The organism is Mycobacterium sp. DL99, assembly GCF_004762045.1.
Classification (GTDB): domain Bacteria; phylum Actinomycetota; class Actinomycetes; order Mycobacteriales; family Mycobacteriaceae; genus Mycobacterium.
Window position 1 is genome coordinate 1,711,683 of sequence record NZ_SJOM01000007.1, and the last position, 15,889, is coordinate 1,727,571.

The following is a 15,889-nucleotide window of genomic DNA, read 5'->3' on the forward strand; positions in this document are numbered from 1 at the left end:
GCGACCTAGCGGTGGGTGCCGGGGATGCCGGTCGGCGCCGGCGGTGCCTTCACGTCAGGCGTGAACAGATTGCCGCCGGTGGGGTTGATCGACTTCTCGGTCGGCTCGACCGAAGGTGGCGGGGCGGGAGCGGCCGGCGTGGTGGTGGTGGTCGTCGTCGTGGTGGTTGGCGTGGTGGTCTCGGGACCCTTCTTCTCCTCGGTACCGCACGCCGCGGTGAACGAGATCATCCCGATGACTGCCGCACCGCCCACGATGACGGTGAGCCGACGAGTCAACTGCCCAGACTTCATGATGCTGTCCTCACTGTCCCCCGTGCTGTTACAGAACTTGGCCTTCGGCGAATCGCAGTGGATTCCCACTACCTGCAACGCAAGTTGTGGCCAGTCCCATCCCGAAGCGGGTTCTGGTGAACGGAACTCTAACCCAAGGTCCGCGCGGGTGCAGAGCCATTACGGGGGGCCTTGTCCTGGGGGGTCGGTGGCCGGCTCTCGCAGCTTGACGCTGTCGGGGGGTGGGTGTTTACTCGAGCGATCGAACATATATTCGAAAATGGTGATGGGCAGATGGTGCGGGAGGTGTTGTTGTGACTGCTGCGGCAGAGCTCGATTTACGCCTGCTTACCCGCTCCGAACAGGTAGAACACCTCCGGCGCAAGATTGCCTCCGTGTCCGGGAAGGTCGGCCCGGTACATCGCGGTGTGCCCAGGTCGTCGGCGGTGGTCCCGGCTCCAGAATCTTTGCTGGAGCCGCCTGAGGCGCTGGTTGAGACGCTGCCCGAGGGCCTGCCGACGATGCTGCCACGCGGGTCCGTCGCGGTGGCCGCGGGTGCCCGGTCGCTGTCGCTGGGGATGGTGGCGGCGGTGACGGCTGCAGGTGGGCACGCGGTGATCATCGGTCAACCCGATGTCGGCCTGCTGGCCGCAGTGGAGATGGGCGCCGATCTGAGCCGGCTCGCGGTGATCCCCGACCCGGGCGCCGATCCCGTCGAGGTGGCCGCGGTGCTGATGGACGGGATGGATCTGGTGGTGCTCGGGTTGGGTGGGCGTTCGGTGCCGCCGAGCCGGGCCCGGGTGATGGTGGCGCGGGCCCGGCAGAAGGGCTGCACCCTGCTGGTCACCGATGGTGACTGGCAGGGCGCGTCGGCTCGGCTGGAGGCCCGGGTGTCCGGCTATGAGGTGGTCGGTGCCGACCGGGGTGTCCCGGTGCCCGGGCGCGGTCGGATCAGCCGGGTCCGGCTGGCCATGCGGGCCCGTGGTCGAGGCGTCGGACCGGCTTGCGCGGCAGGCGGATAGCTCATGCCCGCGGATTCCAGGGTCCTGGCCCTCTGGTGTATGGACTGGCCCGCGGTGGCCGCGGCGACGGCGGCAGGCCTGACGTCGACGGTGCCGGTCGCGGTCACTTTGGCCAACCGGGTGATCGCCTGCTCGGCGTCGGCGCGTGCGGCCGGGGTCCGACGCGGGCTGCGCCGCCGCGAGGCGCAGGCCCGGTGCCCACAACTGCATGTCGTCACCGCCGACCCGGCCAGGGATGCCCGCCATTTCGAGAACGTGACGCTTGCCGTCGACGATCTGGTGCCGCGCGCCGAGGTGCTGCGTCCGGGACTGCTGGTGCTCTCGGTACGCGGCGCGGCACGGTACTTCGGGTCCGAACCGGTGGCGGCCGAACGATTGATCGACGCCGTCGCCGCGGCGGGGGCCGAATGTCAGGTCGGTATCGCCGATCAACTTTCCACCGCTGTCTTCGCCGCTCGGGCGGGTTGCATCGTCGAACCCGGTAACGACGCGCTGTTTCTTTCTGGCCTGTCGATCCGGCAGTTGGCCACCGAACCGGCCCTGGCCGCTCCCGGCCGTGAGGACTTGGCAGACCTGTTGTGGCGGATGGGTATCCGAACCCTTGGGCAGTTCGCCGAGTTGTCCCGTACCGATGTCGCCTCCCGGTTCGGCGCGGATGCGGTGACGGCGCACCGGTTTGCCTGTGGGGAGCCGGACCGTGGCCCCTCCGGACGGGATCCGGCCATCGAACTTGATGCGGTGATGAACTGTGACCCGCCGATCGAACGGGTGGATGCCGCAGCCTTCGCGGGACGGTCACTGGCCAGTGATCTGCATCGTCATCTGGAGGCGGCCGGGGTCGGCTGTACCCGGTTGGCCATCCATGCCGTCACCGCCAATGGTGAAGAGCTGGAACGGGTCTGGCGGTGCGCTGAACCGTTGACCGAGGATGCCACCGCCGACCGGGTGCGCTGGCAGCTGGACGGCTGGCTGAACCGCCGCACTTCCGAGCGGCCCACGGCCCCGGTCACGGTGCTGCGCCTGCGCCCGGTGGAGGTGGTGTCCGCCGCGGCGCTGCAGTTGCCGCTGTGGGGCGGGATCGGGGAGGAAGACCGGTTGCGGGCCCGGCGTGCGCTGCTGCGGGTCCAGGGTCTGCTCGGGCCGGAAGCGGTAAAGGTGCCGGTGCTCAGCGGCGGCCGCGGGCCTGCCGAGCGCATCACCTTCACGCCGTTGGGGGATGAGCAGGTACCGCGAGCCGATCCGCGGCAGCCCTGGCCCGGCCAGCTTCCCGAGCCCTCACCGACCGTACTGCTCGATGATCCAGTGGAACTTCTTGACGTACAAGGAAACCCGGTCCGGGTCACCAGCCGCGGGTTGTTCTCGTCCGACCCGGCGCAGCTGGCCGGCGCCGGCCAGCGTGACGGCAGGCTGCGCTGGTGGGCGGGGCCGTGGCCGGTCGACGAGCGGTGGTGGGATCCGGAGAACCGAGGGGCCGGGCGCACCGCGCGGGTCCAGGTGCTGCTGGGGGGTCACGAGGGGGCCGGCGAAGGAGACCTGGCTCTGCTGCTGTGTTACCGGCAGCGCCGGTGGTATCTGGAGGGTGCCTATGAATGAGGGTCTGGGCCGGATCAGCTCGGGCGTTGCGCGAACTCCCCGACCCGGCTGATGAACCGGTCGAAGAACACCGTCGGGTCGACCTCCGTGCCGACGAGCGCATTGGGCGGACGGCCCCAGTGTCCGCGCCAGTCGGCCACCGTCATACCGCGGGTCAGGGTGCCGCTCAGCTCTACATCGACCGTGGTTTCCCGGCAGCTCACCAATTCCGGATCCAGCGCGACCGCGGCGGCCAGGGGATCGTGCAGGTGCGCCAGGTACCCGTCGCCGGTGTCGAAGTGGAACTCGAAGTAGAACCGCATGGCGTCTTCGAGCACGCGGATCAACGGGTTGTCCGCCGTGGACCGGGTGCCCCGCTCGTCGAGCACACTCATCAGTGCCGACGGCGAGCCGGACGCGGCCGCCAGTCGGTTCAGCAGCGCGGGAGTCAACGCGATGTTCTCGGTGAGGTTGAGGCCCAGCACGATAGGGACATGTGTCGCCTCATCCAGACCCCAGGCGGCATTCCAACCGCGGAACACCTCGGCGGCGGACTCGGGATCCACGCTGATGTTCCACTCCGACACCGGCGTGGTGTTGCCTCGGTAGTCGAAGGCCCCGCCCATGATGACCAGCCGGCGCAGCAGCTTGGGCAGGGTGGGTTCGGCGCGCATGGCCAGGGCCAGGTTGGTCAGGGGGCCTGTGGCCAGCCCGATCAATTCACCCGGGTATGCACGTGCAGCGCGTACCCAGGCCTCGGCGGCGTCGTGTGCGGTCAGCAGCCGGTCGGTGTTCGGCAATTGCGCGTATCCCAGACCCTGTGGCCCGTGGGTGTCCTCGGCGGTGCGCAACGGTGCGCTCAACGGCTGCTCGGCTCCCTTGGAGACCGGTATCCCCGCCACCCCGCACAGTTCCAGCAGGCCCAGATTGTTGGCGCATACCTGTTGCACCGGAACATTTCCCCCGGTCGAGGCGATACCGACCAACTCGGCTTCAGGGCTGGCGAGCAGATATGTCAGCGCCATGGCGTCATCGACACCGGTATCGACATCGGCGAATACGGGTAGCGACGTCACGTCGCCAACCTTAAGCGTGGGCGGGCTCACTGCTCAACAAATCGCAGGCCGACCAGGCCCACCACGATCAACGCGATGAACGTCATCCGCAGCGGTGTCAGCGCATCACCGAACAGCACCACGCCCGCGATGGTGACCCCGACCGCGCCGATTCCGGCCCACACCGCGTACGCCGTGCCGACCGGAAGGTGTTTGACCACCAGGGCCAGGATCACGAAGCTGACCACCGCGGCGATCACGCACACCACGCTCGGCCACAGTCGGGTGAAGCCCTCGGACTGTTTGATGGCCAGCGCCCAGACGATCTCCAGCAGTCCGGCGAAGGCCAGCAGAAACCATGACATTGTTGCCTCCCGGGCGTCAGGCGTTGTAGCCGCCGTCGACGGTCAGGGTCGTGCCGTTCACGTATTGCGCATCCGGACCGGCGAGGTAGGCGACAGCGGCGGCGATTTCGTCGGCCTGCGCGAAGCGTCCCAGCGGAATGTTCGGGAGGTCGGCGATGGCCTCGGGACTGTCGGCCGGATTCATCTCAGTGTCGGTATTGCCCGGCTGTACCACGTTGGCGGTGATGCCACGTGGCCCGAGATCACGGGCCAGTCCCCGGGCGAGCGCGCCGACGGCCGCCTTGGTCGTCGAATACAGCGTCACGCCGGGAAAGGGGGTGCGGTCGGCCAGGTTGCTGCCGATCGTGATGATCCGGCCGCCCTCGCCCATGGCCGCCGCGGCAGCCTGACTGAACAGGAACGGCGCGCGGATGTGGAGGTTGATGGCCTGGTCGATATCGCCGGCGCTCACCCGGTCCAGCGGACCGTTGGGAAAGACTCCGGCGTTGTTCACCAGGATGTCCAGCCGGCCGAACGCGTCGAGGACGGCATCGACCGCGTGCGGTGCGGCGTCTGGCGCAGCACTGTCGAGTTGTAGTGCAAGGGCTTTCGCGCCGAACCCGGTGATCGCGTCGACCACTTCGGCCGCTCGCTCGGGCGATGAGTGGTAGGTGAAGGCCACGTCGGCGCCTTCGGCCGCGAGGCGGCGCGCGATTGCCGCACCGATTCCGCGGCTGCCACCGGTGATGAGTGCGGCCTTGGATGTCAATGCTTTCAACGCCATACGTGGCTCCAATCAATTTTGTAATAGACACTACAAATATAGACTGTCCGTATGCCCCGTCAACCCACAGCACGTCGCGGCCGGCCACGCGCGTTCGATCGAGACACCGCGCTGCAGGCCGCAACTGACGTGTTCTGGGAGCGTGGGTACGAAGGCACCCGGGTGAGTGACCTGACCGAGGCGATGGGACTCAACGCACCGAGCCTGTATGCGACATTCGGCTCCAAGGAGGACCTGTTCCGCGAGGCGGTCGCGTACTACGGCGCCCCGGAACGCTCCCCGCTCATGATCGCGCTGCAACGCCCGGTTCCGATTCGAGACGCGGTCGAGGCCATGTTGCGCGACAGCGTGCACCAGTACGCCGACCCCGACAGCCCGCCTGGTTGCCTGATCGTGCTCGCCGGGATCGCCTATTCGACCGAGACCGAGGCGTTGCGGGATCTGCTCAAGGCGTACCGGGACGAGGACCGCGCGCAGTTGCAGGCCCGGATCCGGGCGGCCATCGCCGACGGTGAACTACCGGCTGATCTGGACTCGCAACGGCTCGCGTCGTTCCTGATCACCGTGCTCCACGGGTTGTCGATCCAGGCAAGAGACGGCGCGCCCCGGGCTGACATGGATGCCACCGTGGACCTGGCAATGCTGGCCTGGGACAGCGCGGCCGGAGGCGCCGGTACGAAAGCGGTTGGTACGCCGTGACTTACCAGTGCACCCCGGGCACCAATCGCACTGCCCGTTTGACCGGGCGCGACACCGCACGCGGGACCCGGATGTTTCGGGTGCTGCGGACCGGTCGCTTCGGCCGTCGTTGCGCCTCACCACCGGTCGTAACGTCGGTGCCGTCGCCGGCCTGCCCACGTGCGGCCGCCGAGTCCGGGTAGCCCAGATACAGCTGATGCAGAACGCGGCGAGACAGTTTCGGGGTCAGGTAGGTACCGAAATCCGCCACGGTGCCCAGTGGGGTGTCGATCCGGGCCGGCTTTTCCACCAGACCGCGCACCACCATGGCCGCGGCGTGCTCGGCGGAGATCGGGGGCACCGGGTTCAGCTTGCGCGACGGTGCGATCATCGGCGTCTTCACCAGCGGCATATGGATATTGGTGAAGGTGATGTGATCCGAGAGGGTCTCGGTGCCGACCACCTCGGAGAACGCGTCCAGCGCGGCCTTGGTCGGTAGGTAGGCGCTGTACTTCGGGCTGTTGGCCTGCACGCCGGCGCTCGACACGTTGACCACATGGCCGAACCGGCGTTCGCGCCAGTGTGGCAGCAGCGCCAGCACCATCCGGACCGAGCCGAAGTAGTTGACCGCCATCACCCGCTCATAGTCGTGCAACCGGTCCGTCGAATTCACCACGGATCGTCGGATGGACCGGCCGGCGTTGTTCACCAGGTAGTCGACGTGGCCGAACCGGCCGAGGATGTCCTTGACCGTGTGCTCGACCGACGCCGAATCGGTGACGTCACAAGTGAATGCGTAGGCCTGACCGCCGGCCGAGCGGATCTCGTCGACCAGGTCGTCGAGTGCGTCGCCGTTGCGCGCCAGGGCGAAGACGCAGCCGCCGCGTTCGGCGACGGCGACTGCCGAGGCCCGGCCGATGCCGCTGGAAGCGCCGGTGATGATGACGTGCCTGCCGACCAGAGGGCCGGACGGGTCGTCGCGCCGCGCCCGGTCCGGATCGAGGTGCTGCGCCCAGTATCGCCAGAGTTTCGGTGCGTAAGAAGAGAATTCGGGAACCGCGATCCCGGTACCGCGTAGCGCGGCGGTGGCGTTGTCCGCGGTGAAGGTCGGCCGCAACTCGACGACGTCGAGCACCTCGCCCGGGATGCCCAGCTGGGTGGCGACGATGTTGCGCACTGCCTTGACCCGTCCCCGGGCTCGCAACACCGGAGCCGCGGTGGCCCGCGGCAGCGATCCGCGTAGTGGAGGCAGCCCCGCCTCGGCGGCGACCCCGCGGTAGATCTCGCGCAGCCCGATGGTCTTCGGCGCGGTGAGATGGAACGTCTCACCGTCCTTGCCTTCGACATGCATGAGCGCGACCATCGCGTCGACCACGTAGTCCACCGGCACGACGTTGGTCCGGCCGGAGTCGGGCAGCATCATCGGCGTGAACTTGGGAAGCGCGGCGAGACGTGCCAGTACACCGAAGAAGTAGTACGGGCCGTCGATCTTGTCCATCTCACCGGTCTGCGAATCGCCGACCACGACCGCCGGGCGGTACACCCGGTAGCGCAGGCCCGGTGTCGAGCGCACGAGCAGTTCGGCCTCGAACTTGGTCTGGTGATACGGCGTGGGCAGGTCCTGGGCGACGTCGAAATCGTCCTCGGTGAACACGCCCCGATGGTTTCCGGCCACCGCGATCGAGGACACGTGGTGCAACGTGGCGTCCAGGCGCCGGGCCAGCTCGATCACCGCACGGGTGCCGTCCACATTGGTGGCCCGTTGCTCGGACTCACCGACGGTCATGTCGTAGATGGCCGCACAGTGCACCACGTGCGAGATGTCGCCCAGCTCGGCGATATCGGTGTCGGTCAAGCCGAGGTCGGCCGCCGTCAGGTCGCCGACCAGCGGTTTCACCCGCTCGTCCCAGCCTTGGGCGAGCCGCTCGAACCGGGTCAGCGACTCGCGGCGCACCAGCACCCACACCTCGGCGCCGGGCTCGCGGGACAGAATCCGGGTGATCACTCGGCGACCAATAAACCCGGTACCGCCGGTAACGACATAACGCATGCGAGCCATCGTGGCCCCAGATCGGGCAAACGTCAACAAGGGCGGTCGACTCAACTATCGTCGGCACGCATGCCCCTCAACCCGGACGCCATTGGCGAGACGACCGATCCGATTCCGTTCGACTGGACCGACCGCGACACCCTGCTGTACGCCCTCGGCGTCGGCGCAGGCACCGATGACCTTGCCTTCACCACCGAGAACAGTCACGAGATCGAACAGCAGGTACTGCCGACGTATGCGGTGATCGCGTGCTCGCCCTTCCCGGCAGCGCTCAAGATCGGCACCTTCAACTTCGGCATGCTGCTGCACGGTTCCCAGGAGATCCGGCTGCATCGGCCGCTGCCCCCGTCCGGAAAGCTGACCGTGGTCTCCGAGGTCGCCGACATCCAGGACAAGGGCGAAGGCAAGAACGCGGTGGTCATGCTCAAGGGCATCGGTTCCGATCCGGCCAGCGGTGAGGTCGTCGCGGAAACCCTTACCACCGTGGTGATTCGGGGTGAAGGCGGATTCGGCGGGCAGCCCGGGCAGCGTCCGGTGGCGCCGCAGATCCCCGACCGTGAACCCGACGCTCAGGTGGTGCTGCCCACCCGCGAGGACCAGGCGCTGATCTACCGGCTCTCCGGGGACCGCAACCCGCTGCACAGCGATCCCTGGTTCGCGCAGAATCTCGCCGGTTTCCCGAAGCCGATCCTGCACGGGCTGTGCACCTACGGCGTGGCCGGACGGGCGCTGGTCGCCGCGCTCGGCGGCGGAGATGCCACGAAGGTTCATGCGGTGGCGGCGCGGTTCAGTTCGCCGGTGTTCCCGGGCGAGACGCTGACGACGTCGATCTGGCGTACCGAACCGGGACGCGCGGTGTTCCGCACCGAGGCCGCCGGGCCCGACGGTGCCGATGCCCGGCTCGTACTCGAGGACGGCGCCGCCGAGTATTCCGAGTGATCCAGCCGATCCGGCAATTTCGTAGAAGCCCTGCACACCGCGTGGTGGGTTGACAGGATCGACCCACTACGGTCGGACGGCGCGGTGCCGGGATGGGTGGTGGCAGATGACGCAGGTGAACCTGGTCGTTGGATATCTGGCCACTCCCGGTGGCGCCGATGCGTTGGCCCTGGCGGTCCGGTTCGCCCGAACACTGGGTGCCGAGGTCAACATCTGCATCGTGCTACCGCCCGACACCGCGCCGCCGGGTACCGTGCCCAAAGGCGGCGGCTACGAGGAAGTGCTGGCCGAGCAGGCGCAGGGCTGGTTGGACGACGCCCTGGCCTTGGTGCCCGACGACGTTGTGGCACACCCGCATCTGAGCTTCGACGAGTCGTTCACCGACGGCCTGATCCGCCAGGCGCTGCGGTTCGAGGCGATCGCCATCGTGGTCGGCGGTGCCGGCGGGGGACTGGTCGGCAGCTACTCGCTGGGGTCGGTGGTCAACGAGCTGTTGCACTCCTCGCCGGTTCCGGTCGCGGTGGCGCCGCGCGGAACCCGCGATTCGACGATCGAGCGGGTACACGAAATCACCTGTGCCATCGGTCAACGCCAGGGTTCGGATCTGTTGCTCGCCACCGCGGTACGGGCCAGTCGGGCCGCGGGCATCCCACTGCGGCTGGTGTCGCTGGTGGCGCTCGATCCGACCTTCGGCTCGCTGCGAGGTGACGCCGAGGCGGTCCGGGCACACGCACTCGCGCACGCGGAGCGGACGCTGGAAGCCGCCAAAGATGAACTGCCGGACGATTTTCCGGTGACCTCCACGATCGTGAACGGTCCCAGCGTCGAGGCCGCCGTCGAACAGTTGGGCTGGGATGAAGGCGACATCATCATGGTCGGATCCAGTCGGCTCAGTGCACCGCGGCGGATCTTCCTCGGTTCCACCGCGGCCAAGATGTTGCGGGTGTTGGACGTGCCGATGGTGGTTGTGCCCCGGGACGAACTGAAAGACGGCGAGGACGCTCATGGCTGAGTCCGCATCGGAACACGAGTCCCACCAGAAGCTCGAGGACGCCGAACACTCCGCGGGGCTGGTGTCCAAGGGGCTGGCCGCAGGCAAGGTCGGCACGTTCTCGGGTGCGATCCTCGGGATCTCGTGTGTGGCACCGGGGTACACGCTGACGGCGAGCATCGGGTTGATCGTCGCGGCCGTCGGACTGAAGATGCCGGCGATCTTCATCGCCGGGTTCATCCCGATGTTCCTGACTGCCTACGCCTACCGCGAATTGAACTCGCGGGCGCCGGACTGCGGCGCGTCGTTCACGTGGTCCACCAAGGCATTTGGCCCGTATGTCGGCTGGATGTGCGGGTGGGGCATGGTGATGGCCTCGATCATCGTCCTGTCCAACCTCGCCGCGATCGCCGTCGAGTTCTTCTACCTGTTCATCGCCCGGGTCACCAACCACCACCCGATCGCCGAGCTCGCCGGCAACAAGGTCATCAACATCGCCACCACGCTGGTGTTCCTGGCCATTGCCACCGCCATTGCCAGTCGCGGTATCACCACCAGTGAACGGGTGCAGTACGTGCTGGTCGGGTTCCAGATGGTGGTGCTGCTGGCGTTCGCGGTGATGGCGCTGGTGCACGTGGGTCGCGGTGACGCGCCGGCCGGGCTGTCCTTCGACCTGGACTGGTTCAACCCACTCACCGGACTTACCTTCGGCGTCTTCGCCGTTGGTGTGACCGGGTCGATATTCGCGTTCTGGGGCTGGGACACCTGCCTGACGCTGGGGGAGGAGTCCAAGGACCCGACGAAGGTGCCGGGCCGCGCCGGGCTGTTGTGCGTGCTGTCCATCCTGGCGACGTATCTGCTCATCGCCGTCGCGGTGATGATGTACGCCGGGGTCGGTGAAACCGATCTGGGCCTGGGCAATCCCGACAATGCGGAGAACGTGTTCGCCGCGTTGGCCGACCCTGTGCTGGGCACCTATGCCGGGCCGCTGCTGTTCCTGGCGATCCTGGCCTCGTCGGTGGCGAGCCTGCAGACCACGTTCCTGCCCGCGGCGCGGGCCATGCTCGCCATGGGGGCCTACAAGGCTTTCCCGCCCAGATTCGCCGAGGTCAGCCCGCGTTATCTGGTGCCCACCTTCGCCACTGTCGTCGCCGGCGTGGTCACCGGGGTGTTCTATACCGTGGTGAGTCTGCTGTCCGAGAGTGCGCTACTGGATACCATTGCCGCCCTTGGCATCATGATCTGCTGGTACTACGGCATCACGGCGTTCGCCTGCGTCTGGTATTTCCGTCGGGAGTTGTTCACCAGCGCCCACAACGTGCTGTTCAAGTTCCTGTTCCCGTTGATCGGCGGCCTGGTGCTGGCCTGGGTGTTCGTCCTCGCGATCAAGGAGAGCATGGATCCGGAGAACGGAAGCGGCGCCGCGATCGGCGGTATCGGACTGGTGTTCTTCATGGGCTTCGGCATCCTGCTGCTCGGCGTCGTGCTCATGTTCGTCTGGCGGTCGGTCAGCCCGGCATTCTTCAGGGGCGAGACATTGCGGCACGACACACCGTCGCTCGTGGAGTAGGCATACTCTCCAGTTCAGCGAATTCAGTGAAATAAGCGACAGTGCACGTCATTTAGATCCACATCGCGCTGTTTGCGCGGCACAGTGGCGGGGCCACGCTCACTTTCCGCGTATGTAACGTGGTGGCGCAAAAATAACCCCTCGAAAATCGCCACCACGTTACGTGCGCGAACTATCCGGCCGCGCCGCCGATGCCGGAGTTGCCTTTGTTGTGCGCCAGCTCGAACGGATCAAGCAGATCCCACACCGTGGTGACGGCCTGCACCTTGAGATCGGCGCCTTGGTCTTCCACGTTGAGCAGGTCGACGGCAATGTCGTACCCGTAGTACAGGAGCGATCCCGGCGGGGTGGTCTTGATCAGCTCGTTGATGATCGTCTGCCGTGCATCGCGGGCCGCGGCATCATCGCCGAGGGCGGGCGCCAGGCTTGGCAGAATCTTGCTGATCGGAATCACCGCGTTCACCCACGGCACGATTTGACTGCCCCGGTAGATCTGCTCGGTGGCTTCCCTGATGAACGGGTCGAGTTCGTCGGGAAGTGCGGTGTTCATCAACGCGTTCCGGAGATTCAGGATCGGCTCGGGGATGTCCGTCGGCTCCGGATCGTCGTCGCGGAACGGGTTGGGGTTCCACGGTGTATCCGCCCGTGCCTCAGCGGTATCGGCCTGGGTCCGCACCGCGCCGAGCTTCGGGGTGGCCAAGGTCCCGCTCTTCGGCTGCGCGACGGACTCGGTCTCCGGCTGGTCTGCCACCACGGGCGAAGGCTTGGGAGTCGCGGCCTGCTTGGGGTTGAACAGGTCCTTGAGCTTGGCGACCTGGCCGGCCTCGAACTCGTCGGCACTGAGCTTCGGCTTGGGCTTGACGGACACGGGCTTGGCGGGCTTGGCGGCCTGAACGGCCTTGTTGACGTGTGCCGCCGCTTTCTCGATCTTGTCGGCCTGCTTGTCGATGTTGTCCTTGAACGTGGACAGGGGCTTGGCCCGCTTGGTGTCACCGGCCTTGGCCTCACCGCGCTTCGGCCCGGCGTTGACGTGCTGCGATGTACTGCTGCTGGTCGATTCCTTGGACGCACCGTCCGTCGAATCAGCGTGTGCGGTGCCCTGGCCGGCCACGGCGATCGCCGCCCCGACTCCCGCCGCGACCGCGACACCACCGACATAGCCGATGTACTTCGTTGACGCCATTACCGTCCTTTCACAGCGGATCCCCAGCCCACGGGCATCGTAGGGGGCGGCGGCGTGATCGGCATCACGAGGTGACCTACATGTTCGGGCAGGATGGACACACCCCGCTGGATCTCGAACAAATGTTCGATATACTGACGTGGTGGGCTGGCATAACGGACCGCCGAGCTGGTCGGAGATGGAGCGGGTACTTACCGGCAAGCCCCGCCGTTCCGGACTGCCGTTGGAGCCCGCGGGCGACGGCGGGGACAGCCCGGCCTGGTCGCGTAAGCGCGGTAGTTATCAGCCGCCGGAACTCGACCGGCCGCGGACATCGGTCCGTTACGCCGAACTGCACGCACATTCGGCGTACAGCTTCCTCGACGGCGCGAGCACGCCGGAGGAGCTGGTCGAGGAGGCGGCCCGGCTGAACCTGCGGGCGATCGCGCTGACCGATCACGACGGGCTCTACGGCGTGGTCCGGTTCGCCGAGGCGGCCAGGGAGTTGGACGTGGCCACCGTCTTCGGCGCCGAGTTGTCGTTGGGGAACATTCCCCGCACCGAGGATCCCGACCCGCCCGGCCCGCATCTGCTGGTACTGGCCCGTGGGCCGGAGGGCTACCGGAGGTTGTCCCGCGAGATCGCAAAGGCGCACCTGGCCGGTGGTGAGAAGGGTAAGCCCCGCTATGACTTCGACGGGCTCACCGAGGCTGCCGGTGGGCACTGGCACATTCTCACCGGATGCCGTAAAGGCCATGTCCGCCAGGCGCTTTCTTGCGGTGGGCCGGAAGCCGCCGCGGCCGCCCTGGCCGACCTGGTGGACCGATTCGGGGCCGGCCGGGTCAGTATCGAGCTCGCGCATCACGGCCATCCGTGTGACGACGAACGCAATGCCGTCCTGGCCGGGCTGGCCCCGCGGTTCGGCCTCGATGTGGTTGCCACCACGGGTGCGCACTTCGCCGCCCCTGACCGGGGCCGGCTGGCAATGGCGATGGCGGCGATCCGGGCCAGGAACTCGATGGACACCGCGGCGGGCTGGCTGGCCCCGCTGGGCGGGTCCCACCTGCGGTCGGGGGAGGAGATGGCCCGGCTGTTCGGTACCGAAATCGTGACGGCCGCAGCCAATCTCGGTGAGCAGTGTGCGTTCGGTCTGGCGCTCATCGCCCCGCAGCTGCCACCGTTCGACGTCCCGGCCGGGCACACCGAGGACAGCTGGCTGCGCGAGTTGGTGATGGCCGGGGCGGCCGAGCGGTACGGGCCCGTGGACAACGCGAGAAAGGCCTATGCGCAGATCGAACACGAGCTGCGCATCATCGAGCAGCTGAAGTTCCCCGGCTATTTCCTTGTGGTGCACGACATCACCCGGTTCTGCCGGGACAACGACATCCTGTGCCAGGGCAGGGGATCGGCGGCCAACTCGGCGGTCTGCTACGCACTGAAGGTCACCAACGTCGACCCGATCGCCAACGAGCTGTTGTTCGAACGGTTCCTGTCTCCGGCCCGCGACGGGCCGCCGGACATCGACATCGACATCGAATCGGACTTGCGCGAGAACGTCATTCAGTACGTCTACGAGCGTTACGGCCGTGACTACGCCGCACAGGTGGCCAACGTCATCACCTATCGCGGCCGCAGCGCGGTCCGCGATATGGCCCGGGCGCTGGGTTTCTCCCAGGGACAGCAGGACGCCTGGAGCAAGCAGCTCAGCCGGTGGAACGGTCGCCCGGACTCGCCGGAGGCCGAGGACATTCCGCAGCCGGTGATCGAGTTGGCCACCCAGATCGCCAACCTGCCGCGCCACCTCGGTATCCACTCGGGCGGCATGGTGATCTGTGACCGCCCGATCGCCGACGTGTGCCCGGTGGAGTGGGCCCGCATGGCCAACCGCAGCGTGCTGCAGTGGGACAAAGATGACTGTGCGGCAATCGGTTTGGTCAAGTTCGACCTGCTGGGCCTCGGTATGCTCTCGGCGCTGCACTATGCGATCGATCTGCTGGCCGAGCACAAGGGCATCACCGTCGACCTGGCCAAGCTGGATCTGTCCGAACCGGCGGTCTACGAGATGCTGCAGAAGGCCGACTCGGTCGGGGTGTTCCAGGTGGAGTCCCGCGCGCAGATGGCCACCCTGCCCCGGCTCAAGCCGAGGGAGTTCTACGACCTGGTGGTGGAGGTGGCGCTGATCCGGCCCGGCCCGATCCAGGGTGGCTCAGTGCATCCCTATATTCGTCGCCGCAACGGTCTGGAGGACGTCACCTACGACCATCCGTCCATGGAATCCGCACTGCGCAAGACGCTGGGCATCCCGCTGTTCCAGGAACAGCTCATGCAATTGGCGGTCGACTGTGCGGGTTTCACCGCGGCCGAGGCCGACCAGCTGCGCCGGGCGATGGGCTCCAAACGCTCCACCGAGAAGATGCGCAGGCTGCGCAGCCGGTTCTACGCCGGCATGGCCGAACTTCACGGCATCACCGGCGAGGTGGCCGAGCGGATTTACGAGAAGCTGGAGGCGTTCGCCAATTTCGGTTTCCCGGAAAGTCATTCGCTGAGTTTCGCGTCGCTCGTCTTCTATTCGTCGTGGTTCAAACTGCACCATCCGGCGGCGTTCTGCGCGGCACTGCTGCGGGCCCAGCCGATGGGGTTCTACTCGCCGCAGTCGCTGGTCGCAGACGCGCGCAGGCACGGGGTGGTGGTACACGGCCCCGATGTCAACGCCAGCCTGGCCTACGCGACATGCGAGAACCACGGCATGGACGTGCGGCTGGGGTTGGGCAGTGTCCGCCACATCGGTGACGAGTTGGCGGGGCGTCTGGTCGACGAACGAAATGCCAACGGGCCGTTCACCACCCTGATCGACCTGACCAACCGGGTGCAGCTGTCGGTATCCCAGACCGAGGCGCTGGCCACCGCCGGTGCGCTGGGTTGTTTCGGGGTAAGCCGGCGCGAGGCGCTGTGGGCCGCGGGTGCGGCGGCCACCCAGCGGCCGGACCGGCTGCCGGGGGTGGGCTCGTCCTCACATGTCCCGCCGCTGCCGGGGATGAGCGCGCTGGAGCTGTCGGCCGCCGACGTGTGGGCTACCGGTGTCTCGCCGGACAGCTATCCCACCCAGTACCTGCGCGCCGACCTCGACGCGCTGGGCGTGATTCCCGCCGACAGGTTGCTGGATGTCGTCGACGGAACCCGGATCCTGGTTGCCGGGGCGGTAACTCACCGGCAGCGTCCGGCGACCGCACAGGGGGTGACGTTCATGAACCTGGAAGACGAGACCGGGATGGTCAACGTGCTGTGTGCGCCCGGGGTGTGGGCGCGTTACCGCAAGCTGGCGCAGACGGCGCCGGCACTGGTGGTCCGCGGCATCGTGCAGAACGCCAGCGGTGCGGTCACCGTGATCGCCGACCGGATGAGCCCGGTCGAGCTGAGGGTCGGCTCCCGGTCGCGAGACTTCCGCTGAGG

At 67.4% G+C, this 15,889-nt stretch carries 13 protein-coding genes; 7 read left to right on the forward strand and 6 right to left on the reverse strand.

All coding sequences use genetic code 11. From position 1 onward, the window contains the following. Window positions 1–5: 5 nt before the first annotated feature. The gene (locus tag EYZ64_RS08600; RefSeq protein WP_135453059.1) at window positions 6–293 is read right to left on the reverse strand and encodes a hypothetical protein; all 288 of its coding nucleotides are present in this window, start codon (window positions 291–293) and stop codon (window positions 6–8) included. 293 nt (window positions 294–586) lie between these two features. Between EYZ64_RS08600 and imuA' the strand changes: the two genes are divergently transcribed. Together imuA' and EYZ64_RS08610 are read left to right on the forward strand one after the other, a co-directional pair. After that, a complete protein-coding gene (gene imuA', locus EYZ64_RS08605) occupies window positions 587–1,294 on the forward strand; it encodes a DnaE2-dependent mutagenesis accessory factor ImuA' (RefSeq protein WP_135453060.1) in 708 nt (235 codons plus the stop codon). A gap of 3 nt (window positions 1,295–1,297) precedes the next feature. Continuing rightward, window positions 1,298–2,887, forward strand: coding sequence for a DNA polymerase Y family protein (locus EYZ64_RS08610; RefSeq protein ID WP_135453061.1), 1,590 nt, complete (start codon window positions 1,298–1,300; stop codon window positions 2,885–2,887). Window positions 2,888–2,901: 14 nt separating this feature from the next. On the opposite strand, the gene EYZ64_RS08615 is transcribed toward EYZ64_RS08610, so the two are convergent. The 3 genes from EYZ64_RS08615 to EYZ64_RS08625 are packed head-to-tail and all read right to left on the reverse strand — an operon-like array spanning window position 2,902 to window position 5,049. Next, the gene (locus EYZ64_RS08615; protein WP_286174695.1) at window positions 2,902–3,942 is read right to left on the reverse strand and encodes a nucleoside hydrolase; all 1,041 of its coding nucleotides are present in this window, start codon (window positions 3,940–3,942) and stop codon (window positions 2,902–2,904) included. A 26-nt stretch (window positions 3,943–3,968) separates the two neighbouring features. Then, window positions 3,969–4,286 (reverse strand): DMT family transporter, encoded by a 318-nt coding sequence (locus tag EYZ64_RS08620; RefSeq protein ID WP_135453063.1) that lies wholly within the window; start codon window positions 4,284–4,286, stop codon window positions 3,969–3,971. 16 nt (window positions 4,287–4,302) lie between these two features. Continuing rightward, entirely contained in the window at window positions 4,303–5,049 is a 747-nt protein-coding gene (locus EYZ64_RS08625) for an SDR family NAD(P)-dependent oxidoreductase (RefSeq protein WP_135453064.1), read from the reverse strand. Between the two features lie 51 nt (window positions 5,050–5,100). Between EYZ64_RS08625 and EYZ64_RS08630 the strand changes: the two genes are divergently transcribed. Beyond that, complete coding sequence (locus EYZ64_RS08630; protein WP_135453065.1) at window positions 5,101–5,748, forward strand: TetR/AcrR family transcriptional regulator; 648 nt, start codon at window positions 5,101–5,103, stop codon at window positions 5,746–5,748. A gap of 1 nt (window position 5,749) precedes the next feature. Here EYZ64_RS08630 and EYZ64_RS08635 read toward each other — a convergent pair whose 3' ends face one another. Next, window positions 5,750–7,777, reverse strand: a complete 2,028-nt coding sequence (locus tag EYZ64_RS08635; protein ID WP_135453066.1) for an SDR family oxidoreductase — start codon at window positions 7,775–7,777, stop codon at window positions 5,750–5,752. A gap of 69 nt (window positions 7,778–7,846) precedes the next feature. Here EYZ64_RS08635 and EYZ64_RS08640 point away from each other — a divergent pair, with 69 nt between their 5' ends. The 3 genes from EYZ64_RS08640 (at window position 7,847) to EYZ64_RS08650 (ending at window position 11,277) form a co-directional block, all read left to right on the forward strand. Continuing rightward, window positions 7,847–8,716: a MaoC family dehydratase gene (locus tag EYZ64_RS08640; RefSeq protein ID WP_135453067.1), complete on the forward strand. Its 870-nt coding sequence runs from the start codon at window positions 7,847–7,849 to the stop codon at window positions 8,714–8,716. 115 nt (window positions 8,717–8,831) lie between these two features. Then, window positions 8,832–9,728, forward strand: a complete 897-nt coding sequence (locus tag EYZ64_RS08645; RefSeq protein ID WP_135459903.1) for a universal stress protein — start codon at window positions 8,832–8,834, stop codon at window positions 9,726–9,728. Further along, window positions 9,721–11,277, forward strand: coding sequence for an APC family permease (locus tag EYZ64_RS08650; RefSeq protein ID WP_135453068.1), 1,557 nt, complete (start codon window positions 9,721–9,723; stop codon window positions 11,275–11,277). Before EYZ64_RS08645 ends, EYZ64_RS08650 begins: the two co-directional genes overlap by 8 nt. A 172-nt stretch (window positions 11,278–11,449) precedes the next feature. Here EYZ64_RS08650 and EYZ64_RS08655 read toward each other — a convergent pair whose 3' ends face one another. Continuing rightward, window positions 11,450–12,460, reverse strand: a complete 1,011-nt coding sequence (locus EYZ64_RS08655; RefSeq protein WP_135453069.1) for a hypothetical protein — start codon at window positions 12,458–12,460, stop codon at window positions 11,450–11,452. 142 nt (window positions 12,461–12,602) lie between these two features. Here EYZ64_RS08655 and EYZ64_RS08660 point away from each other — a divergent pair, with 142 nt between their 5' ends. Next, window positions 12,603–15,887: an error-prone DNA polymerase gene (locus EYZ64_RS08660; protein WP_135453070.1), complete on the forward strand. Its 3,285-nt coding sequence runs from the start codon at window positions 12,603–12,605 to the stop codon at window positions 15,885–15,887. The last annotated feature ends 2 nt before the right edge of the window (window positions 15,888–15,889 follow it).